General features: G+C 64.3%; 22 protein-coding genes. 14 read left to right on the top strand and 8 right to left on the bottom strand.

Annotated features, from left to right (window positions below; all coding sequences use genetic code 11):
• Positions 1-98 precede the first annotated feature (98 nt).
• On the top strand, positions 99-518 hold the full coding sequence (locus EJ078_RS03160) for a VOC family protein (protein WP_127214324.1): 420 nt from the start codon (positions 99-101) through the stop codon (positions 516-518).
• Between the two features lie 154 nt (positions 519-672).
• Complete coding sequence (locus tag EJ078_RS30635; protein WP_259979814.1) at positions 673-798, top strand: hypothetical protein; 126 nt, start codon at positions 673-675, stop codon at positions 796-798.
• A gap of 47 nt (positions 799-845) precedes the next feature.
• On the opposite strand, the gene EJ078_RS03155 is transcribed toward EJ078_RS30635, so the two are convergent.
• The 5 genes from EJ078_RS03155 to EJ078_RS03135 all read right to left on the bottom strand — a co-directional run bounded on the left by EJ078_RS03155 (position 846) and on the right by EJ078_RS03135 (position 6,296).
• Entirely contained in the window at positions 846-1,739 is an 894-nt protein-coding gene (locus tag EJ078_RS03155) for a carbohydrate ABC transporter permease (RefSeq protein WP_067001185.1), read from the bottom strand.
• Between the two features lies 1 nt (position 1,740).
• Entirely contained in the window at positions 1,741-2,679 is a 939-nt protein-coding gene (locus EJ078_RS03150; protein WP_095801403.1) for a sugar ABC transporter permease, read from the bottom strand.
• A gap of 107 nt (positions 2,680-2,786) precedes the next feature.
• Complete coding sequence (locus EJ078_RS03145) at positions 2,787-4,112, bottom strand: ABC transporter substrate-binding protein (protein ID WP_127214326.1); 1,326 nt, start codon at positions 4,110-4,112, stop codon at positions 2,787-2,789.
• A 36-nt stretch (positions 4,113-4,148) separates the two neighbouring features.
• Positions 4,149-5,228, bottom strand: coding sequence for a sn-glycerol-3-phosphate ABC transporter ATP-binding protein UgpC (ugpC, locus tag EJ078_RS03140; protein WP_067001190.1), 1,080 nt, complete (start codon positions 5,226-5,228; stop codon positions 4,149-4,151).
• A gap of 468 nt (positions 5,229-5,696) precedes the next feature.
• The gene (locus EJ078_RS03135; protein ID WP_127214330.1) at positions 5,697-6,296 is read right to left on the bottom strand and encodes a DUF922 domain-containing protein; all 600 of its coding nucleotides are present in this window, start codon (positions 6,294-6,296) and stop codon (positions 5,697-5,699) included.
• A 164-nt stretch (positions 6,297-6,460) separates the two neighbouring features.
• Between EJ078_RS03135 and EJ078_RS03130 the strand changes: the two genes are divergently transcribed.
• From EJ078_RS03130 to EJ078_RS03110, 5 genes are all read left to right on the top strand, one after another.
• Positions 6,461-6,694 carry a hypothetical protein gene (locus EJ078_RS03130; RefSeq protein ID WP_067001193.1) on the top strand — a complete coding sequence of 78 codons (234 nt, stop codon included), beginning with the start codon at positions 6,461-6,463 and terminating at the stop codon, positions 6,692-6,694.
• 283 nt (positions 6,695-6,977) lie between these two features.
• Complete coding sequence (locus EJ078_RS03125) at positions 6,978-8,072, top strand: NAD(P)/FAD-dependent oxidoreductase (RefSeq protein WP_127214332.1); 1,095 nt, start codon at positions 6,978-6,980, stop codon at positions 8,070-8,072.
• Positions 8,073-8,315: 243 nt separating this feature from the next.
• Positions 8,316-8,945 (top strand): glutathione S-transferase family protein, encoded by a 630-nt coding sequence (locus tag EJ078_RS03120; RefSeq protein ID WP_127214334.1) that lies wholly within the window; start codon positions 8,316-8,318, stop codon positions 8,943-8,945.
• A 143-nt stretch (positions 8,946-9,088) separates the two neighbouring features.
• Positions 9,089-10,132, top strand: coding sequence for a hypothetical protein (locus EJ078_RS03115; RefSeq protein ID WP_127214336.1), 1,044 nt, complete (start codon positions 9,089-9,091; stop codon positions 10,130-10,132).
• The gene (locus EJ078_RS03110) at positions 10,123-11,679 is read left to right on the top strand and encodes a phenylacetate--CoA ligase family protein (protein ID WP_127214338.1); all 1,557 of its coding nucleotides are present in this window, start codon (positions 10,123-10,125) and stop codon (positions 11,677-11,679) included. Before EJ078_RS03115 ends, EJ078_RS03110 begins: the two co-directional genes overlap by 10 nt.
• A 131-nt stretch (positions 11,680-11,810) precedes the next feature.
• Here EJ078_RS03110 and EJ078_RS03105 read toward each other — a convergent pair whose 3' ends face one another.
• Positions 11,811-12,767, bottom strand: coding sequence for an arginine deiminase family protein (locus EJ078_RS03105; protein WP_127214340.1), 957 nt, complete (start codon positions 12,765-12,767; stop codon positions 11,811-11,813).
• Positions 12,768-12,985: 218 nt separating this feature from the next.
• Here EJ078_RS03105 and EJ078_RS03100 point away from each other — a divergent pair, with 218 nt between their 5' ends.
• Entirely contained in the window at positions 12,986-13,213 is a 228-nt protein-coding gene (locus tag EJ078_RS03100; protein WP_127403710.1) for a hypothetical protein, read from the top strand.
• 48 nt (positions 13,214-13,261) lie between these two features.
• Here EJ078_RS03100 and EJ078_RS03095 read toward each other — a convergent pair whose 3' ends face one another.
• A complete protein-coding gene (locus EJ078_RS03095; protein ID WP_067322493.1) occupies positions 13,262-14,269 on the bottom strand; it encodes an aldo/keto reductase in 1,008 nt (335 codons plus the stop codon).
• A gap of 71 nt (positions 14,270-14,340) precedes the next feature.
• Positions 14,341-14,838, bottom strand: a complete 498-nt coding sequence (locus tag EJ078_RS03090; RefSeq protein WP_127214342.1) for an N-acetyltransferase — start codon at positions 14,836-14,838, stop codon at positions 14,341-14,343.
• A 326-nt stretch (positions 14,839-15,164) separates the two neighbouring features.
• Between EJ078_RS03090 and EJ078_RS03085 the strand changes: the two genes are divergently transcribed.
• The 6 genes from EJ078_RS03085 to xth all read left to right on the top strand — a co-directional run bounded on the left by EJ078_RS03085 (position 15,165) and on the right by xth (position 22,232).
• Positions 15,165-15,389, top strand: coding sequence for a hypothetical protein (locus EJ078_RS03085; protein ID WP_067322499.1), 225 nt, complete (start codon positions 15,165-15,167; stop codon positions 15,387-15,389).
• Positions 15,390-15,628: 239 nt separating this feature from the next.
• Complete coding sequence (gene ligD / locus EJ078_RS03080; RefSeq protein ID WP_208721069.1) at positions 15,629-18,115, top strand: DNA ligase D; 2,487 nt, start codon at positions 15,629-15,631, stop codon at positions 18,113-18,115.
• A gap of 292 nt (positions 18,116-18,407) precedes the next feature.
• The gene (locus EJ078_RS03075) at positions 18,408-19,319 is read left to right on the top strand and encodes a Ku protein (RefSeq protein WP_067322505.1); all 912 of its coding nucleotides are present in this window, start codon (positions 18,408-18,410) and stop codon (positions 19,317-19,319) included.
• Positions 19,320-19,330: 11 nt separating this feature from the next.
• The gene (locus tag EJ078_RS03070; RefSeq protein ID WP_127214346.1) at positions 19,331-20,443 is read left to right on the top strand and encodes a tetratricopeptide repeat protein; all 1,113 of its coding nucleotides are present in this window, start codon (positions 19,331-19,333) and stop codon (positions 20,441-20,443) included.
• Positions 20,444-20,635: 192 nt separating this feature from the next.
• Positions 20,636-21,286: an alpha/beta family hydrolase gene (locus tag EJ078_RS03065; protein WP_127214350.1), complete on the top strand. Its 651-nt coding sequence runs from the start codon at positions 20,636-20,638 to the stop codon at positions 21,284-21,286.
• Positions 21,287-21,455: 169 nt separating this feature from the next.
• Positions 21,456-22,232 (top strand): exodeoxyribonuclease III, encoded by a 777-nt coding sequence (gene xth / locus EJ078_RS03060; protein ID WP_127214362.1) that lies wholly within the window; start codon positions 21,456-21,458, stop codon positions 22,230-22,232.
• Positions 22,233-22,346 lie beyond the last annotated feature (114 nt).

The raw sequence follows: 22,346 nt of genomic DNA, 5'->3' as shown, positions 1-22,346 counted from the left end.
CGACCCTCTTTAACTGTCAGCAGTCTTCCGCACCCACATTGACCATGTACCAGGCCCTTCTAGATTGAGCCGCAGCAGTCGGGAGGAGGCAACACGCCATGCAACTATATCGCGGCCGGCTCATCGACCACCTTCATCTGGTGGTGCGCGACGTCAAGGCGAGCCGGCGTTTCTACGGCGCGGTGCTCGAGGTGCTGGGCGTCCCGATCGGCGGCGAGGCCGAGGATTACTTCTGGGCGGACGAACTGTTCGTTTCCAGCGCCGATAGCCGTGCGGCCCAGGGCGTGCTGACCGGCCGTCACCATCTCGCCTTCCAGGCCAAGGACCGCGCCATGGTCGACTCCTTCTACCAAGCGGGCCTCGCCGCCGGCGGCAAGGACAACGGCGCGCCGGGCGAGCGTCCCTACCACCCCGGCTACTACGCCGCCTTCCTGCTCGACCCCGACGGCAGCAACATCGAGGCGGTGTTTCATGGCGAGGCGAAGCGTAGTGCGCCGGCGGTGGAGGTGAGTTTTTAGCGCGGCGGCGGGCGCCGTTATCTCCCCCCTAGCGGCCCCTAGCTAGCGGGGGAGAAAGCGCGACGCACCACCCCCTCGGCTACTTGCTCGCCACCCCGTCGGAGCATCGGGGCTGGGCATCGACGGGCATGAGTTCGAAACCGGCGGCGATGAGTTGCAGCTTCGTTTTCTCGAAATGCCGCTTGGCGCCGCTGTCGATCGCGGCCGGTGCTATCCCGTCACCAATCCGGACGCCATCCGCGTCATCCGCGAGGCTGCCATGCTGGTGCCGATCCGCTAAAATCCATCGCTTGGCGGGTGCCTCGCGCAATGGCCACCAAGCGGAAGCTATTCCTTCACCGCGCCCGTCATCGAGGAGACGTAGTGCTCGACGAAGAACGAATAAAGCACCACCACCGGCAGCGAGCCGATCAGCGCGCCTGCCATCAGCGCTCCCCATTCATAGACGTCCGAGCGGACGAGCTCGGTGAGCACGCCGACCGGAACCGTCTTCTTCTCCGACGACTGGATGAAGGTCAGCGCGTAGATGAATTCGTTCCAGGACAGCGTGAAGGCGAATATGCCGGCCGAGATCAGGCCCGGCACCGAAAGCGGCAGCACGATCTTGGTCAGGATCTGCCAGCGGGTGGCGCCGTCGATAAGCGCGCATTCCTCCAATTCGAAGGGGATCGAACGGAAGTAGCCCATCAACAGCCAGGTGCAGAACGGGATCAGGAAGGTCGGGTAGGTGAGGATCAGCGCGAAGGGCGTGTCGTAGAGACCGAGGTTGAACACCATCACCGACAGCGGGATGAACAGGATCGAGGGCGGCACCAGATAGGCGAGGAAGACGGCAAGGCCGACTTGGCGGGCGCCGGAGAACCGCAGCCGCTCGATCGCGTAGGCGGCGAGCACCGCAGCCGCCAGCGACAGGAAGGTGGCCGCCGTCGATATGATCACCGTGTTGAGCAGCCAGCCGGGGTAGGAGGTCTCCAGGAGCAAATAGCGTATGTGCTCCAGCGTCGGATGCACGACCCAGAACGGATTGTAGTTCACATAATCGGTCATCTCGACATTGGGCTTAACCGCCGTGATCGTCATCCAATAGAATGGAAACAGCAGCACGATGAGAAACACCAGCAGCGGCAGATAGACCGTGACCACCCGGCGCGGCAGGCTCTGCAGGTAGCCCATGCCGCCTTCGTCGGTGTCCAGGCGCTCGACTTCTCTGATCGCGGCCATATCAGTCTCCGCCGCCTTGCTGCCACCTGCGCCGTTGCAGGCCGAAATAGCTGAACAGGATCGCCGCCAGCAGGAAGGGGATCATGGCGACCGCGATTGCCGCGCCTTCGCCGAGCTGGCCGCCGGCAATGCCGCGCTGGAAGGACAAGGTCGCCATCAGGTGGGTGGCGTTCACCGGCCCGCCGCGGGTCAGCACATAGATCAGCTGGAAATCGGTGAAGGTGAAGAGCACCGAGAAGGTCATGGTGATGGCGATGATGGGCGTCAAAAGCGGCAGCGTCACATGGCGAAACAACTGCCAGCGGCTGGCGCCGTCCAGCGTGGCGGCTTCATAGAGCGACTGCGGGATGGTCTGCAGGCCGGCAAGCAGCGTGATGGCGACGAACGGGATGCCGCGCCAGACATTGGCCGCGATGACGGAAGCGCGCGCGTTGGTCGGATCGCCAAGGAAGTTGATGCGGTGGTCGATCAGCCCCATCTGCTGCAGCGCCCAGGACAGGATCGAGAACTGCGAATCGTAGATCCACCAGAAGGCGATGGCCGACAGCACCGTAGGCACCACCCAGGGCAGCAGCACCACCGCGCGGAAGAACGACTTGAAGGGCAGCTTCTCGTTGAGGATGAGAGCCAGCCAGAGGCCGAGCACGAATTTCAGGATCGAAGCGCTGACCGTGTAGAGCACGGTGTTGAAGACCGACAGCCAGAACACGCTGTCGCTCCAGAGATATTCATAGTTCTCGACACCGATATAGATGCCGGGCCGGCCGATGCGTGTGTCGGTGAAGCCAAGCCAGACGCCGAGTCCCAGCGGATAGGTGAGAAAGACCAGGAGCAGCGCCGCCGCCGGCAGCATGAAGCCGAGACCAAGAGTGTTCCGGCTCTCGGCAAGTCGCGAAAGCATCGACGGACGCCGCTGAACGGCAACGGATGACACGGCCATGGGCGCGGATTCCTCGCAACATGCGGTGGAGTGGTGGTGGCCGCGTGGTCCTTCCGTGCCCCGGAAGATCCCGACGCGGCCACCCTTGCTTCAGGTGCCCGGCAGGATCAGACGCGATAATAGCGGTTGGCGCGCTTTTCGGCCTCTTCCATCGCCTCTTGCGGCGTCGCCTGTCCCGTCACCGCCTTGGCGAACATGTCGACCAGCACATAATCGGCCATGGTCGCGGCCGAGGCATAGCCGAGCGGCCCGGCATAGCCGTTGGGTCGCAGCGTCGCCGAAGCTTTCGCGTAAGCGGCATTGTTCGGGTCGGCCTTCCACACCGGATTGTTGTCGAAAGCCTTCAGCGTCTGGCAGCAATAGCCGGCCGACGACGTGATCCAGTCCGACATCTGCGGGTCCTCGAACATGAACTGCAGATAGGCTTTGGCCGCATTGGGGTAGGGCGTGTAGTTGAAGATGACGGCCGTGGTCACCTGGAACAGCTCGACCGATTTCCCGACCGGACCGATCGGCAGATTGGTGGTGCGGATGTCCTTGGCTATCTCGGCCAGCTTCGGGTCGTTGTCCTTGTTGACCTTGGCGGTGTTGTAGGCCGAGATGCCGTTGGCGATCACGCTTATTTCGCCGGCCAGGAAGGCGCGGTTGTTGTTGACGTCGAGCCAGCTTTCCGTGCCGGGGATGAAGGTCTTGTAGAGCTCCTGCGCATACTGGATCGCCTTCAGCGTCTCGGGGCTGTTGATCGTCACCTTGCCGGCTTCGTCGACCATCTGGCCGCCATGGCTCCATAGCAGCCAATGCGCATAGTTGTTGCCGTCGCCGACGCCGTGGCCATGGGTGAACCCGGCGGGATGGCCCTTTGCCTTCAGCGCCTTGCACAGGTCGAGGAAACCCGCCGTGTCCTTCGGGAATTCCGAGAAGCCGGCCTCCTTCACCCAGCTTTCGCGATAGACGATGGCGTTGCCGATGGTGGCGAGCGGCAGGCCGAGGAACTTGCCCTCGCGCGTCGCATACTGCTTCGGGCCGTCGTGCCAGCCGCCATACTTCTTGCCGAGATGGTCGCCGAGTTCGGTCACGTCGAGCAGCTTGTCGGGATATTGGTGCGGGTCATCGAACCAGACGAACATCAGGTCGGGACCGGAGCCGACATTGGCGGCGACGGCCGCCTTGGGCCGGATGTCTTCCCAGCTCTCCTTGTCGACGCGCACCTCCACGCCGGTCGCCTCGGTGAACCGCTTCGTATTCTTCAGCCATTGGTCCTCGTCGCCCTGCACGAAAGGCGACCAGCGCAGCAGCCGGAGCTTGGCCCCTTCCTCCGGCTTGTAGGTCAGGCCCTCCTGGGCGAAGGCGCTCGAGCCGACGAAGCGGCTGCCCAAGGCCCCGGCGGCCGCGCCGGCGGTCGTGCGGATCACGTCGCGTCTGGTGAACTTCATGCTCGTCTCCTCCTGTGGGTTTCCTCGTTGCGTGGTCTATGGCGCCGCTTCGATCCGCTGGCCCGTTTCGCCGTGAAACAGATGAATGGGGCCGGGTTCCACCGACAGCCGGATGGTTTCTCCCGGCGCGAAGGAATGGCGTTCGCGGAAATTGGCGACGATATCCTCTCCGCCGGCCGTCCGTCCGATGATCTGCACTTCCGAGCCGGTCGGCTCGATCACCACCACGGTGACCGGAATGCCGTCCTCGGCCAGCCGCAGATGCTCGGGCCGAACGCCGAGCACGACGGCTTCGCCGTTGCCGATCGCGGGTGGTTTCGACAGAGGCACGGAGACGCCACCCGCGCCCCGGAACGACGACGGCGCGCCGTCATTGGCGAATGTGCCCTTGAGCAGGTTCATGGCCGGCGAGCCGATGAAGCTCGCGACGAAGAGGTTGTTCGGCCGGTCGTAGAGCTCGAGCGGCGGCCCGATTTGCTCGACGAGGCCGTCATGCATGACGACGATCTTGTCGGCCATGGTCATGGCCTCGATCTGATCGTGCGTGACATAGATCGTCGTCGTCTTCAGCCGCTGGTGCAGTTCCTTGATCTCGGCGCGCATCTGGACCCTCAGCTTGGCGTCAAGATTGCTGAGCGGCTCGTCGAACAAAAACACCTGCGGATTGCGCACGATCGCCCGGCCCATGGCGACGCGCTGCCGCTGGCCGCCCGAAAGCTGGCGCGGATAACGCGACAGAAGCGGCACCAGCCCGAGGATCTCGGCCGCCCGCTTCACCCCGGCATCGCTCTCCGCCTTGGCCACTCCCTTCAGCATGAGCGAGAACGCCATGTTCTCGGCAACGGTCATGTGCGGATAGAGCGCGTAGTTCTGGAAGACCATGGCCACGTCGCGCTCCTTCGGCGCAACATCGTTGACGACACGGCTGCCGATCGAAATATGGCCGCGGGAGATTTTTTCCAGCCCGGCAATCATCCGCAGAAGCGTCGATTTTCCGCATCCCGACGGCCCGACCAGCGTGACGAACTCGCCGTCCTCTATGTCGACGCTGACGCCGTGCAGGATCTGGGTGGCTCCGAACGACTTGTAGACATCGCCAATCGCGACAGACGCCATCGAACTCCTCCCGATGGTCCCTGCGGGTTTCGCGGGGAGCCGTTTCCAATCAAGGTGTGGCTGAAACGGATGCCGGCAAGCATCCACCACTGGCGTCGGCGACGTTTGCCCCAGCTCCCCCGGGTCACGCGACTGTGAAACGGTAGCGCTACCAAACCCGCCTGTAAAGCTGCGGCGCATGCCCTTAGACTTTCGTCTCAAAGGACAAATGAGCCAAGCCTGCCGTGAGCTAAGTCAATCCAGGGCCGTGCCGCGTGGCCGCCGATCAGTCGGTGAAGAGCGCTGAATGCGCATTAGCAAGTACTAAGGTGTAGATTTCAACCTAGCCGAGAAAGAGCCGACAGTGCCCGTTTCCGCGCAGACGGGATTGGCAGCTGTCCCATTCGAGATGCGGTAATGCTGATAGCGGTGCTTCCGGTGTGGCCCTGCTGCCACCGCGGGAAGGGCGCGGCCGCTCCTTGGCCGTGTTCACCCGCCGATCAGAAACGCCGCAATCAGCTTCTGCAAGTTCCCGCCCGGACCGAACTCGACCTTGTCGAAGTCGCCGCTGGCCCGGCGCTGCGCCTTGGAAAGCTGGTCGAGATAATTCGTCAGCTCCGCCCTGATCTTGGTGCAGCCGGGGTCGTCGGCAACGGTGAGGCCGGTGCTGAAGGCGACGATCTTGTCCACCATGTCGACGATGCCGGCGCCGTGGACCTTCTCGTGTGCGGCGAGGCCGGCGGCAAACGCGTCCCACCGCGCCTGCACGGCGGGGGCAAGTTTTGCGGCGGGCTTCGGCAACGTGTAGGTGATGATCAGCTTCGGGCGAGCGGTCTTCAGCACGCAGGCGTCGCCTTCAGTCTGATAATCGCGCTGCCAGGTCAGCTTGAAGTTGGTCTGCGCGATTGCCCGCCGCCCGTTGCCGGCCGAGTCCCTGCCGATCACAGGGCCTTTCTCGCCGATCGAGACATAGAGCGCCTCCACGCTTTGTCCTGAGATCGCATAGGTCTCGACCTTCTCGCTCGGCTTCCATTGGGCGAGGGCGGGTGAGGAGAGGAGCAGGGCGGAAAGCAGCAAGACGGATTTCATGAGGACTCGGCAGAATTCCGGGACGAGCCTCCGTGCATAGCGGTTGTCGGGGCAAGAGCAAAGACCGCGCGGCGCTTTCTCCCACAAGGCGGAGACAACGCCGTCGGAACCCGCTCCACCCGTCCGCCGTTTCCTTGTCATCGTTCCGCCCCAGGGAGACAAGGATGACCCGCAACGAGATCATTTCCGTTCTTGGCCCTGTCGACGAGGCCGTCATCGCCGACGTCGCGCTCACCGGCGCCAGCCTCGAGGAATTGCGCGAGGCCTTCGCCTGGATCGGCGCCGACGAGGCGCTGATGAACGAGGGTCGCGCGATGCCGGGCGCCAGGGTAGCGCGGCTGATCGAGATTCTCGAACCGCCCGAGGACGAGGCCGAAGCGCCGAGCGGGACGGAGTAGAGCGCGAATCCTGATCTCCCCCCTTGAGGCCTGAGGGGTCGTCTCACGCAGATCGCCGACGTTGTATTCCTCCGCGCAACGCGCCGGCACTTCACGCGCAGCGATCCCTCCGTCGCCTTCGGCGACATTTGCCGATAAGGAGCGAGATAAGACTCCGGCGCCTCGCTCGGCCATTCATCCGATTTCGCTCGGTGCACCCTGTCCCGCAAGTCCAGGTGATCCCCTACTTGCTCCTCCGACACCTCGGGCATAGCTTCTTCCTGCCTTGGGGGAGGAGGTTGCCTTGGATACCAATGTCGTCATTGTCGGCGCGGGACCGGCGGGGCTGGCTGTCGGGGCCTGCCTGAAGCGGGCCGGAGTCGATTTCATCATCCTCGAAAAGGCGAGCGAGCTGGCGCCGGCCTGGCGGCGGCATTACCGGCGGCTGCACCTGCACACGGTGAAGTCCTTCTCGTCACAGCCTTTCCTGCCGTTCCCGAAAAGCCACCCACGCTACGTTCCGCGTGAAAAGGTGGTCGCCTATCTCGACGCCTATGCCGCGCGTTTCAGCCTAGAGCCGCGCTTCGGCGTCACGGTGAAATCGATCCGCCGGGCGGGCGAAAAAATCGTGGTCGAGACCGATGCCGGTCCTTTCAACGCCCGCAAGATCGTCATCGCCACCGGCAATAACGCAGAGCCGATAACGCCGGCCTTTGCCGGCATCGAAACCTTCAAGGGAGAGGTGCTGCACAGCGCCGCCTACACCGAGGCCACGCCCTATACGGCCAGGAACGTGCTGGTCGTCGGCATGGGCAACACCGGCGCCGAGATCGCGCTCGACCTTGCCGAGAGCGGCGCGCATCCGACGATCTCGGTGCGCAGGGGCGTCCACATCGTGCCGCGCCAGCTTTTCGGCGTGCCGATCCAGATGGTCGGCATCGCCAGCCGGCCGATGCCGCGGGCGCTGAACGACTGGATGTTCCCGAAAATCCTCGACCTTGCGCTGGGCAGGCTGGAGCGATACGGCATCGTCAGGCCGAAGGAAGGCATCCTCAAGCAGATCGACGCCGGCCGCATTCCCGTCATCGATGTCGGAACTGTAGCAGCGATCAAGGCGGGCAGGATCGGCATTCTCCCCGATATCGTCAGCTTCACCGAGGACGGCGCAACATTCGCCGGCGGGCAGGAACAAAACTTCGACGCCGTAATCTTCGCCACCGGCTACCGTCCTGGCTATGACGGCATCCTGCCGGCGGAGCTGCTGCCGGGGAAGAGTGGAGTGAATCCACGGGCGACGGCGCTGGGTGTCTACCTCGTCGGCTTCTACAATCCGGTCACCGGCCTGCTGCGCGAGATCGGCATCGAGGCGCAGGCGGTGGCGAGGGATATCGCGGGGTGAGGCGTGGCGGAACTGCCGATCTCCCCCCTTGAGGGGGAGATGGTCGGAAGACCAGAGGGGGTCGCAGCGCCTTACGCGGCCCGCCACGAACACGACGCTGGCGATTCACGGGAGACGACTCCGTCTGTCGCCTTCGGCGACATCTCCCCTTGCGGGCCCTCAAGGCGGGGAGATCACGCATAAATCGGGTGGCGTCCGCGCATGCCCCATGCGAAGCCAGCCTGGCCAAGGAGGGGCCCAGCCATGCTCACGCTCTACGATTATCTGCCGTCGCAAAATGCCTGGAAGGTTCGAGTCCTGCTCGGCCTGCTCGGCATCGCTTATGAAACCCGCATTGTCTCGATCTTCGAGGGCGAGAGCCGCACGGAAGCCTTCCTGAAGCTCAATCCGGCCGGCGCCGTTCCCGTGCTCGCCGTGGAGAATGGTGCGGCGATCGCCGAATCCAACGCCATCCTCGCTTGCGTCGCGGAGGGGACGCCCTACCTGCCGGCGGACCGGCTCGCGCGCGCCAAGGCCATGCAGTGGCTGTTCTTCGAGCAGTACTATGTCGAGCCGGTCATCGGCTCGCTGCGCTTCTGGTCGCTGACCGGGCGGCTGGACCGCAATCAGCCGATGGTGGCCGGCAAGCGTGAGGCGGGCGCCCGCGCGCTTGGCGCTCTCGAGCGCGGCCTGCAGGACACGCCGTTCCTCGTCGGCGGCTCGCTCACCATCGCCGACATCGCCGTCTATGCCTACGGCCATCGCGCCGAGGATTGCGGCTTTTCGCTTGCCGACTATCCGGCGGTCAGCGCCTGGATCGATCGGGTGGGCGGGACGATCGGCTCAGGCTATCCCGTGCATCCCTACAGCATCGACCCGCATTCGGGCGGTTGATGGGCACGAAACGGGGTGCCGCTTGTCAGGCGCTGCCCCGGAATGATGTAGGGTGTTTCAAAAGTATTCATTAGCCATTTGAACTTACCGTCTCGTATTGTTTGTTTGCTATTGCCTGGTCGAAATTGGCGGAGCGCAATAGCGTGCAGGAAGACGACGCGAAGTCATCGGAACAATGGCGGAAGATTGCCCGCTATGCGGTGAGCTGCCCCAGCCCGCACAACACGCAGCCTTTCCGGCTCCGTATCCTAAACGATCGCGAGGCGGAGATCGTGTTCCTGCCGCGGCGTGGACTTTATGTGGCCGACCCGGAGGGCCGCTTCACTTGGCTCACCGCTGGCATCTTTGCCGAGATATGTTCAATCGCAGCGCATGGCCTGGGCTTCGAGCTCGACTGCGCAACCGACTTCTCTCCGATGTACAAGGGTGGCGACACCCAGACGCCCCAGGTCATATCGAGGCTGACGCTGCGCCCGGCGATCGCGCCGATTGCGGATTTCGATCCCCTGCTGATCCTCGACCGCCACACCTCCCGGCTTCCCTATGACGGTCGCGCGATCCCGCAGACGCTGCTTGGCGAGATGCAGGCCGAAGCCCTTCGAACCGGCCATCGCTTCGAGGCGCGCAACGACGCCGAGGCGATCGACTGGGTGATCGAGCTCAATCGCCAGGCGCTTTTCCACGACATGGAGAACGTGCCCATCCGCAAGGAACTGGTGCGGTGGCTGCGTTTCGGCACGCGCGAGGAAGACATCACCGGCGACGGCCTCTCGGCGCGCTGCCTCGGCTTCTCGGCGTTTCTGCTCAAAAGCTTCTTCACCAGGCCTGGCTTCTGGACCCTGCCCGGCATCAAGAGCCTCGTGGGCCTCATCTACGGCCGCAGCATGAAGGGCGTCGGCACCATCGGCTGGCTGCGCGGTCCTTACGTCACCATGGAGGACTGGTTTCGTGCCGGCACGACCATGTTCCGGCTGTGGCTCATCGTTACTCGCCATGGCTATTACTGGCAGCCTTATGGCTCGGTCATCACCTCAGACGAGGCGCGCACCAACATGATCGGCTATTTCAGGATGCCGGACGAAAAAGGAGGCGCCGACATGGTCTGGCTGCTGCTCCGGCTGGGCAAGAGCCAGCCGCCGCCGCTGAGCTACCGGCTCCCCTACGAGGACATCATCCTATGCGGCTGATCAAGCGGGCGGTACGGCCCTTCTTCCTTGCGCTTGTCGCGCTGGTCAACGTCGTCGAGTGGGCATTCGCGTCTTCGCGGCATGCTTACAAGATATTGCTCATTCCCGGCTTCGAGCGGCTGCGCTGGGGCATCGGCGCGTGGCGCGCCTGGGCGAATTTCTATCATGCCTACAGGCGGGTTCCGGCCTATCGAGACTATATCGACCGGCTCGGCGGCAAGCCCGAGATCATGCTCGATCATGTGACGAAGCCCGACCTCAGTTCGATTCCGGAGATGGACAAGGAATCCTACGTCAAGAAATATCCGCAGGAGGAACGTCTGCTGGATGGCAAGCTGCCGTCGATGGGCGTGATGGTCGACGAGTCCTCCGGCAGCAGTGGCATGCCGACCAGCTGGGTGCGCGGCAAGACCGAGCGGATGATCACCAAGCAGATGATGCAGATGACGTTCCTGCGCATCACCGGCGAGGACGAGACCCTGTTCATCCTCAATGCGTTCGCGCTCGGCGCGTGGGCGACAGGCATGAATGTGGCGATCTCGCTGACCGACACGACAATCCTGAAATCGACGGGGCCGAACCTCGATAAGATCGTCAACACCATAAACGAGTTCGGGCCGCGCTTCCGCTATGTTGTGATGGGCTATCCGCCGTTCCTGAAGACGCTGGTGGACGACCCGCGTTTGGACTGGTCGAAATATACCATCGATGCGGCCTTCGGCGGCGAAGGCGTCTCGGAGAGCCTCCGTGGCTATCTCTTGAAGAAATTCCGGCGTGTGATCGGCAGCTACGGCGCCTCCGATCTTGAGGTCAACCTGGCGCTCGAAAGCGAACTCACCATCAACCTGCGCCGCGCGCTGCTCGGCGACGAGCGGCTGCGCAAGGCCATCGTGCGGACGGAATACGGCGTCACGCCGATGATCTTCCAGTACAATCCGCTGGCCTACTACCTGGAGGAGAACGCCAGGGGCGAATTGGTGGCAACCATTTCTCGGCCTTACAACATCTCGCCCAAGATCCGCTATAACATCCACGATCGCGGCCACGTGCTGCGCTTCAGCGAGTTGAAGCGCATCCTGCGCGAAGCCGGGCATAGCAACATTTTGAAGAACAGCGGCCGTATCCTCGACCTGCCGCTTTTGTTCATCTACGGCCGCTCCGATATGTCGATCGAGTATTACGGAGCCAAGGTCACGCCGGACAGCCTGCGAGAGATCCTGTTCGGCCTCGACGTGCTGGCGCCGATACTGTCGACCTTTCGCCTCATTTCCTACGAAGACGCCGCGCACAACAAGCGCATGGAGGTGGCGGTCGAACTGGTGGAGGGCGCGACGCTGCCGTTTCCCGCCGAGATGTTGCAGGAGACGGTGTTCGAGAAGCTGGCCGCCATGAACGGCGATTTTCTCAACGCCTGGAAGCGGACGGCCACTGCCGACAACATGCCCGAGCTCAGGGTGTTCGCCTTCAACACCGGACCGTTCGAAGGCGGCCAACGCCGACTCAAGAACGAGTACGTCGCCTCGAACATCAAATACGACAAGCTTTGAGAGCCTGGCAGTCGTCGCCGGGCAGCTGTCTCGGCTGCCGGGTTCGTCGAAGCCGCACAGCGGTTTCATCGGCAAAGGACAAAACGACGTTGCGAGCCGCGCGATGATTCAAGGTCCGAGCCGCACCGGCGTCAGCAGTAAAGCGGCCTCGTCAGGCAGTGCACACCGCCGGTGGCCTTGGCGATCTCGGTCCCCTTGACTCGCTCGATGGTCACGCCTGCCGCCTGCTCCAGCGTTGCCTTGAGTTCTGCCGGCATGTCGAACGCGAGGTAGCGGCGGTTGCCCAGCGGCAGGAGGTTGCAGCGTTCATGGGCGATGGCGACGGCCTTGTCGCAGCGCACGATTGAGCAACCGAGCGCTTCGGCATAGGCGAGCGGATTGACGGGGTTGAGCCGCCGATTCTCATCGATCAGGAAGCCGGCGCCGAACATGCCCGCGGCGGCCAGGATCACCTTGTTGGGCAGCACGGTGAAGCCGGTGTCGAGATGCAGCAACGCCGGATCGTGCGAGAGGCCGATGATGTAGTCGACATGGTCGGGGATGAGATCGAGCGCAAGTTTGATAGCTGCCGCCTTGGTCGTCCTGACGCCGAAGCCGACGAGCAGCACGCGGCGCCCGTCGAAGGTCACCGGAAGGACGTCGCCGCCTTCAAGATATTCGTCGTTCTCCAGATGCGTGAGCGGGGCCATGCCGAGCCGCTTCAGCGCATGGCTGACGATCCCGGCCTCGGCAGCCCGGCTGGGCAGAGCAGGGCGTGTGGGTATGAATTTCGTCGGCGCCCAAGGCAGGGTCACTGAACTGTCGCGCATGAAGATCAGATTGGGGTTGACGGATGACTCGGATCGGTACGGCACGTGATCGCCGAGCACGTCCTCGAGGTAGAGCGTCTCGACATGGTTTGCGACCAACGCGGCGAAGGCATCGTACTCGGCATAGAATTCCTCGACATGCGGCAGGTCGAGGAAGTTCAATTCGACCAGCCGCTCCTGCGATAGTGCCCTCAGCGATGAGCCATGCCGCGGATGGTGCATCAGGATGCGTCGCGGCGGGACATGGTACTCGGAAAAATCGTCGACGAGGGCGTGCACGTGAAACCTCTGGTTGCCTCGCGCGGAGGTTAGGGCCGATATCCTCACAAAAAGTTAGATTGGACGCCAGCATGCGGGCGTGTGACTCCCGAGATCACGGCTGAGCCGGAACAGAAGGCCCGGGGAGGGCGTTTGCCCAAGGCAGTGTGCTGGCTTCGTCGACGAACGGCGCCGGCAACTCCGGCCTGCTTTCCAGCAACCGACAATGGAGGCCAGGAATGGTTCGCACCGTCGCTATCGCAATCCTCGCTACCGGCATTGCCAGCCTGCCTGCTGTCGCGGCCGAGGAATGGTGGGTCGCCAGGGACGCCGTTTCGAAACAATGCGAGATCGTGCCGAAGAAGCCCGACGGAACGCTTGTCGTCGATCTGGGCAAGAAGAGATACGCCAGCGAGGCCAAGGCCAAGAAGGCGATGGCGGCGCTGGCGGATTGCAATAAGCAGTAGGATCGACCGAGTTGATCTCCCCCTCGAGGAGGGAGATTAGCTGAATGCCTACCGATCCACCATCGACATCGTCCGCTCGTTATAGCGCGGCCCCGATACCTTCTCAGGCGTCAGCGCCATGTCGAGCCCCAGCAACTCGGTGGCGTCGAGCTTGATGTCGGCGGCGGCGACATTCTCCTCCAGATAGGTCCGTCGCTTGGTGCCGGGGATCGGCACGATGTCGATGCCGAATTCCGGCCCCTTGGCCAGCAGCCAGGCGAGCGCCACCTGGCCGGGCTTGACCCCCTTGGCGACCGCAATCTCGCGGACCGTAGCGGCCGCGGCGACATTGGCGTCGAAATTTTCGCCCTGATAGCGCGGGTCGCCGCGCCGGAAATCGCCTTCGGGATAGTCTTCCGCCCGCTTCACGTCGCCGGCGAGAAAACCGCGGCCGAGCGGCGCGAACGGCACCAGGCCGATGCCCAGTTCCGCAAGCGCCGGGATGATGTCGGGCTCGAGATTGCGCTCCCACAGCGAATATTCGCTTTGCAGCGCCGAGACCGGGTGCACGGCATGGGCGCGGCGGATGTTGGAAACCCCCGCCTCCGACAGGCCGAAGAAGCGCACCTTGCCCTCCGCCACCAGCTCGCCGACCGCGCCCGCGACATCCTCCATCGGCACATCAGGGTCGACGCGGTGCTGGTAGAGCAGGTCGATGCGGTCGGTCGCGAGCCGCGTGAGCGAAGCCTCGACCACCTCGCGGATATGCTCCGGCCGGCTGTCGCGCCCGGTGCCATCCTGCTTGCCGTCGACGATGCGGAAGCCGAATTTTGTCGCGATCGTCACCTCGTCGCGCCGGCCCTTCAGCGCGCGTCCAAGCAGCTCCTCGTTGATGAAAGGCCCGTAGACCTCGGCCGTGTCGAGGAAGGTGCAGCCAAGCTCGATCGCCCGGTGGATCGTCGCGATCGACTCCGCTTCGTCGGCCGGGCCGTAGGATTGGCTCATGCCCATGCAGCCGAGGCCGATGGCCGACACGACGAGCCCCTGGCTGCCGAGTTTCTGCTTGCCGAGGCTCATTCATCTGTCTCCGGTAAGAAATTAGCGCCCGCGAAATTATAATGCCGGGACGCGATGCGTCCAGCGCGGCCTCAAGCCATCGGCAGCATTCGGCGCATGATCAGCGAGGCATGGCCGCCGACGCCATGTGCGGCCGGCCGGCGCTCGGCCACCTCGAAGCCGTGCTTGCGGTAGAAGGCGATCGCCCGCTCATTGCCCTCGATCACCTCCAGGGCGATGCTTGGAATGCCGGCATGGGCCGCAAGCACCGCGTGCAAGAGGTCGACGGCGAGGCCGCTGCCGAACTCTTCCGGCTCGATATGCAGCCGGTCGAGCATGACATCGCCCCTCTCGTCCATCGCTGCCATCGCATAGCCGGCGATCGAGCCGTCGGTCCGCTCGGCCACGAACGACATCTTGTTGTCGTCGGCGAGCTCTTCGGCGAGCTTGTCGGGCGCATGTTTTTCGTCGGAGAGCCGGGCCACGGTTTCCTCACCCATGATCGGCGAATAGGTCCGCCGCCAGGATCCTCCCAGCAGCCGCGAGACGGCTGGCAGATCGTTCTTCGTCATCGCCCGGATGTGAGACATGTGCTTCCCTCGTTGCACTCCAAGATAGGGCGCGGCGCTGGCGACAGCCAATCTACCCCTTGTTGTGGTGGGAGATGCCCGGCAGGCAGAGGGGGCGCTGTCCCGCCGACGCATCGTAGTTTTTTGTTCGGAAATCCATAGCAACAAAGCGGCGGCCCTTATTGGCTCAAACGCCTCGTTCCTTCCGGTGCCTCTCTGGTCTGGCCTGCCGGCCGTCTCGCCCGCTTGACGGGAGCTTGGCGCTCCGTCGCCCCGCCAAATTGACTCGCCCCCCGCTCTCATTCATCCTTAGAGACTGTTCAGCGCCAGCGTCTACAGAGTGAGCCATGGCCAGTCCCGTCGCCAGAGAAAAATCCCGCCGCGCCGCGGTGAAGAAGGCGCTCGACCGCCATAAGGTCTACGTCACCGCGCAGAGCTTTTCCGGCGGCACCTACAGCGCCCGCGTGCTGGTCGACGGCGAGGCCTATTGGGTCGACGAATTCCGGCTGAGCCAGCTGCGGCAGGGTCTGACGCCGGCCGAGCTGGAATTGACGCCGGCGACCGACGATTGAGTGGAGTGCCTTCGTCATCCCAGGGCGGAGCAGGAGCGAAGCGACGTCGCGGAGACCCTGGGATCCATGCCGTGACCTGGACGCGTCACGACGGTCCAAGTTCTGCTCGGCTGCACTCGGCGGTAAAGGTCACGGCATGGATCCTCGGGTCAAGCCCGAGGATGACGATCGCGCGGGCTCGGGGGCGCGAAGGATCGCGGCCCTTGCCACTGTCGGCTACGCGCTTCGGCACTTAACCCATGCCAGCTCCCCAACTCAAAACCTACCGCGCCAAGCGCGAATTCTCCCGCACCCCTGAACCCGCGGGCGGGCCGGAGGTCGGCGGCGGCAATCGCTTCGTCATCCACAAGCACCACGCCACCGCCGATCACTACGATCTGCGCCTCGAAGTCGGCGGCGTGCTGAAGAGCTGGGCGGTGCCGCGCGGGCCCTCGCTCAATCCGGCCGACAAGCGCCTCGCGGTCGAGACCGAGGATCATCCGATCGAATATATCGACTTCGAGGGCGTCATCCCCGAGGGCGAGTATGGCGGCGGGCCGATGATCGTCTGGGACACCGGCACCTGGGCGCCGATGGAGGATGTCGAAAAGAGCCTGCGCACCGGCGCCTTCAAGTTCCGCCTCGCCGGCCAGAAGCTCAATGGCGGCTGGATGCTGACCCGGCTGAAGCCCAAGCCCGGCGAGGACGAGAACAAGAAGAACTGGCTGCTTTTCAAGGAGCGCGATCTCGCCTCCGACTCCGAGCTCGACATTCTCGAAGCGCGGCCGGAAAGCGTCAAGTCGGGCCGGCGCATCGAGGAACTGGCGGCGCCGCCGAAGAAGCCGCAGCGCCTGCCGCCGAAACCTGGCTCGCTGAAACCCGGCGCGCTGCCCGGCGCGGTCAAGGCAGACCCGCCAAGCCGCATCGAGCCGCAGCTCGCCGCGCAGGTAAGCGAGCCGCCCGGTGGCGAGGACACCGGCACGCTCTGGCTGCACGAGATCAAGTTCGACGGCTACCGCACCATGGCGCATGTCGTGGACGGGAATGTGCGGCTGATCACCCGCGGCGGCCTCGACTGGACCAAGCGCTACGGCGACCTGCCGCAGGCTTTTTCGCGGCTGCCGGCCAGCCGGGCGATCATCGACGGCGAGATCATGGTGCTGGACGACAAGGGCATCTCGCGCTTCGCGCTGCTGCAGGACGCGCTGGCCCAGGGCGCCGGCTCGAAGCTGCATTTCTACGCCTTCGATCTCCTGCATCTCGATGGCTGGGACCTGCGCAGGGCGCCGCTGCAGAAGCGTAAGGCGCTGCTTGCCGAACTGCTCGCCGGCCAGGCGGCAAACTCCGCCATCCAGTACAGCGACCACGTCGAGGGCGATGGGCGCGGGCTTTACGACCAGGCCTCGGACCTTGGGCTGGAAGGCGTCGTCTCCAAGCGCGCCGATGCCATCTACATGAGCGGCCGCACCAAGAGCTGGACCAAAGCCAAGGCGCAAAAGACGGATGACTTCGTCATCGCCGGCTACACCGTCTCCGACCGGGCGGAAGGGCTTGCGGCGCTCGGCATGGCCGAGTTCGTCGACGGCGAATTGCACTATCGCGGCAAGGTCGGCACCGGCTTCGACCGCGACATGGCGACCAACCTGCTGACCCGGCTGGAGCGGCTGACCGCCGGCGCCACGCCGCCCGAAGGCGTGCCGCGCGAGATCATGCGCGAGATGCATTGGGTGAAGCCGCTGCTGTCAGCACGCGTCCGTTATTCGAACCGCACCGCCGACAATGCGATCCGCCACGGCGTCTTCCGCGGCCTGCGCGATGTCGGCGGCCTGACCACGCCGGTTGCGGTCAAGCGCAAGCGGCTGATCGCCGAGTCCGACCTCGCCACCATCTGGGTCACCAATCCGGAGCGGCGGTTGTTCGGCAAGACCGGGCCGACCAAGCTCGACATTGCCGTCTATTACGCGCTGGTCGGCGATTTCATGCTGCCGCACATCATCGGCCGCCCGGTGTCGCTGGTGCGCTGCCCGACGGGGCGGCCGCAGGACTGCTTCTTCCAGCGCCACGCCTTCACCGGCATGCCGCCTTCGGTGGCGGTGTTCGAGAGCATCAGTTCGGAAGGCGAGCCCAAGACCTACCTCTCGGTCGAGGACGCCAAGGGCTATCTGGCACTGGCGCAGTTCGGCGTCGTCGAGTTCCACACTTGGGGCACGCACCGCACCAAGCTCGACAAGCCCGACCAGATCGTCTTCGACCTCGACCCGGGCGAGGGGATTTCCTGGCGCGAGGTGGTCGAGGCGGCCGTCCACATCAAGGGCGGACTGGAGAGCCTCGGCCTGGTGCCGTTTGCAAAGACGTCCGGCGGCAAGGGCATCCACATCACAGTGCCGGTGACGCGCAAGCAGAACTGGAAGAAACTGCACCAGGCCTCGAGCACCATTTCCACTTTGCTCGCGGCAAGCGCGCCCGACACTTTCGTCACCGTCATGGGCAAGGAAAACCGCAAGAAGCGCATTTTCATCGACTTCCACCGCAACGCCCGCGGCCACACCTCCGCCGCTCCCTATTCGCTGCGCGCCCGCACCAACCTGCCGGCATCGACCCCGATGAGTTGGACCGATCTGGAGGCTATCGACGCGCCCGAGGATCTGAACTACGCCTCGCTGCCGGGACTGTTGGAGACCTCGGGCGATCCCTGGGCGGAGATCGACGAGGCCGCCAGGGATTTGCCGGTGGTTGAGGGAAAGTAAACCGCAGGCGTTGGCGATCCGTCACACCCCCCTCTGTCCTGCCAGCGTTCGGTTTCCATCTCCATCGACGCTTCCTACAATTTGAATTATCCTCCGCGCCAACCGGCCCAAGAACACTTCGTCAGCAATTTGCATGTACCATCAAGGGTCGGTGTAGCATTTCCGGAGCGCCAACCGTCCTTCGGACGAAGCGCCGGAGCATGATCCCGAAAAGTGGGAAACCGGTTTTCGGCAAAGATCAGGCTTCCAAAAAAAGTAAAACTGTCAGTGCATGGCCGCGTAGGAGTTCATCATGGCGCCCAGGGCAAGTTGGAAAGGTTACCTCAAGCTCAGCCTCGTCAGCTGTCCGGTCCGGCTTTATCCGGCCACCAGCGCGAGCGAGCGCATCTCGTTCAACCAGCTGCACAAGAAGACCCACAACCGCATCAACATGAAGCCGGTCGATCCCGAACTCGGCCTGGTCGAACGCTCGGACCTGGTCAGGGGCTACGAATATGAGGACAAGCAGTACATCATCATCGATGATGCCGACCTCGACGCGGTCCGGATCGAGTCCAACCACACGATGAACATCGAGGCCTTCGTCGACGAGAATGAGGTCGACGTCATCTACCAGGACTCGCCCTATTACCTTGCCCCGGACGGCGCCATGGCCGAGGAGACCTTCGCGGTGCTGCGCGAAGCGATGCGCAGATCCGGCAAGCTGGCGATCGCCCGCCTGGTCCTTTCCAGCCGCGAGCGCGTGGTGACGATCGGCCCGCGCGAGAACGGCATGTTCGTCTGCACCTTGAGGAACCCCAACGAAGTGCGCGGCACGGCTGAATATTTCGGCAACATCCCGGCCGGCAAGCCGGATCCGGAAATGCTCGATCTCGCCCAGGCGCTGATCAAGCAGAAGGAAACTCATTTCGATCCGAAGAATTACGAGGATCGCTACGAAGTGGCGCTGATGGGGATGATCCGCGAGAAGCTCAAAGGCCACAAGCCGATCATCGCGGCGGCGCCCGAACGCGGCAATGTCATCAACCTGATGGATGCGCTGAAAGCGAGCCTGTCGCAGTCGGCCAAGCCGCCGGCCAAGTCGAAGAGCAAGGCCGAGGAGGCGCCGGCCAAGCCCGCCAAGAAGGCGGCCGCCGGCGGCGGCGCGCCTGAGAACCCGCTGAAAGCGAACCTGTTGAAAGCCGTCGGCAAGAGCAAGAAGTGACGGGAGGGCCGGTGATCCTCCCCGGCGCCGTGTTCGGCGCCGTCGGCCCGCTGGCCGCGTTTCCGCTCAGGCTCGCCGCGCGCGAGGTCGAGCGCCGCCATGCCGAGTTGAGGCGCGGCGTCACCCGTCGCACCACCCATGTCGTGTTCGGCCGCACGCTGCTGGCCAAGGCGGCCACGGCAAGAACGGGCGATGGCGACATCGAGCGCCGCGTGCAGGCCGAGCGCGAAGCCGGGCGCGAATTGGTCAGCGAAAACGGCTTCCTGCGCTTGCTCGGCTTGTTGAAGGCGCCTCAGGCGTCGTCGCTGTCCCGGCAGTCGCTGATCGACCAGTCGCGGCTTGCCGCCAGCGATCTCGACATGCTGTCGCTGTTCGACGCCTTCGAACATGACGGCGAACCCTATTCCTTCCGCGACCTGATCCTGGCCAGAAAATTTGCCGGGTTGATCGCCAGCGGCGCGACATGGGGCGCGATCGCGCGCTCGGTGCATCGCTCCGGTCCGGTCGCCTCGCTCACCGCCAAGTCGCTCAATCTCGGTTCGCAGCATGGCCGGCCGGACGCGATCTATCTCGACGAGGGCCGCAGCGAGCTCGACGGCCAGCTTCTCTTCGACCTCGGCTCACCGGAAGACGACACGCTCGAGGAGCTGTTCGCCGAGGCGGAAGCCGCGGAAGAGGAGGGGCGGCACGACGAGGCCGCAGCGCTCTACCAGCGCTGCATGGCGATCGATCCAAAAGATGCCATCGCCGCCTTCAACCGCGCCAACTGCCTGCGCGGCGTCGGCCGCGCAGCGGAAGCCGCGCATGATTATGCCCGCGCGATAAAGCTCGATCCCGGCTTCGTCGAAGCCTGGTTCAACCTCGCCGGCTTGGTGGGCGACGAAGGCAAGGTCGCGTCGGCGCGGCGGCACCTGCAGAAGGCGATGGCGCTCGACAAGGCCTATGCCGACCCGGTGTTCAACCTGGCCCGGCTTGAGTTCGACGCCGGCAATCTGGCCGACGCCCGCCGGCTTTGGGCACGCTATCTGGAGCTCGACGCGGAGTCCGAATGGGCAAGACTGGCGCAGAAGGGGATCCAGTTCGTGGATTTGCACATGGCTGGCGAGCGAGATGTTCGGGCCTGAGCACCCCCCTCTGGCCTGCCGGCCATCTCCCCCGCAAGGGGGGAGATCAGCCGTCGCGTCCGCTTTCGCCAATCACCAGCGTAAGAGGTCAGGCGCGGCGCCAAAGCTGCCAATCTCCCCCCTTGCGGGGGAGATGCGCGGCAGCGCAGAGGGGGGTGGGACGGAGTGCGGCCTTGCCAGGAAGCCCGCCCGATGACCTACTTCCTCTTCGACGGCCCCGACTCCGCCCCCGTCACCATTCTGCTCGCGCACGGCTCGGGTGCGGCGATGGACTCTCCCTCGATGACCGCCACCGCCAAGGCTCTCGCCACCGCCGGCTTCCGCGTCGCGCGCTTCGAGTTCCACTACATGGCTGCGCGCCGTTTTGGCCATCGCAAGCCGCCGCCGCGCGCCGAGACGGTGAACCCGGAATATGTCAAGGCGATCGGCGATCTGCGCGCCAAAGGCTTGACCGGCAAGCTCATCATTGGCGGCAAGTCGATGGGCGGGCGCGTCGCCTCGATGGTCGCCGACGAGATGTTTGCCAAGGGCGAGATCGCTGGCCTGGTTTGTCTGGGCTACCCCTTCCATCCGCCGGGAAAGCCGGAGCAACTGCGGACAAAACATCTCACCGACCTGAAGACCCCGACGCTGATCTTCCAGGGCACGCGCGACGAGTTCGGCACCAGGGACGAGGTCGCGACCTACGGGCTGTCAGCGGCAATAGAGGTGGTCTGGCTGGAGGACGGCGACCACGATCTCAAGCCCCGCAAGGCGGTGTCGGGTTTTTCGGTGGCGGATCACCTGAAGACGGTGGCGGAGACGATAAAAGCTCGGATGGCGCCTCTCGCTTCGTCATCCTAGGGCGAAGCAAGGAGCGAAGCGACGCGGCGCAGACCCTAGGATCCATGCCGTGACGCTAAGGCATTGCAACGGCTCAGAATTTTGCCCCCGCAGAGTTCCACGGCGATGGTCACGGCATGGATCCTCGGGTCAAGCCCGAGGATGACGAATGAAGAGGCGTCTTCGGCAAATGAAACTCGCCACCTTCAACATCAACAACATCAACAGCCGGCTGGAAAACCTCTTGGCTTGGCTCGTCAAAGCCAAGCCCGACGTCGTCTGCCTGCAGGAACTGAAATCCCGCGACACGCAGTTTCCGCTGACCCGGCTGGCGAAGGCCGGTTATGGCGCGGTGTGGAAGGGGGAGCCGACCTGGAACGGCGTCGCCATCCTGGCTCGCGGCGCCGAGCCGGTGCTGACACGCGACGCGCTGCCCGGCGACGATGCCGACCGCCAGGCGCGCTACATCGAGGCGGCGGTCAACGGCATCGTGATTGCCTGCCTCTACGCGCCGAACGGCAATCCGCAGCCCGGGCCGAAATTCACCTACAAGCTCGCCTGGCACCAGCGCTTCGCGGCGCATGCGAGCGAATTGTTCGACACCGGCCTGCCGGTGGTGCTTGCCGGCGACTTCAACATTGTGCCCGAGCCGCGCGACATCTACGCCACCCGCTCCTATGACGACAACGCGCTGGTGCAGCCTGAAAGCCGCGCCGCCTTTGCGGCGCTGATCGATCAGGGCTGGACGGATGCGCTGCGCAAGGTCTTTCCGAAGGAGGAGAAGCTCTACACGTTCTGGGACTACCGCCGGAACCGCTGGCCGCGCGACGCCGGCTTACGGCTCGACCACATTCTGTTGTCGAAGAAGCTGGTGCGGAAGCTGAAAGGAGCGGGCATCGATCGGGAGGTGCGTGCCGAGGAAAATGCCAGCGACCATGCGCCGGTGTGGGTGGAGTTGGCGACCTGACCTTCTTCCACAACAAAGGGAGAAGATTACGTCAGCGCTGCCCCTCGCAAATAATGGCTGTGCAGCAACGACGGCTCGCGTTAGCTTTCGCAGGACTACGAGGGGACGCGGACC

Source organism: Mesorhizobium sp. M1A.F.Ca.IN.022.06.1.1 (assembly GCF_003952605.1).
In the GTDB taxonomy this organism is placed as follows: Bacteria; Pseudomonadota; Alphaproteobacteria; order Rhizobiales; family Rhizobiaceae; genus Mesorhizobium.
This window is presented reverse-complemented; position numbering and strand designations above follow the sequence as displayed.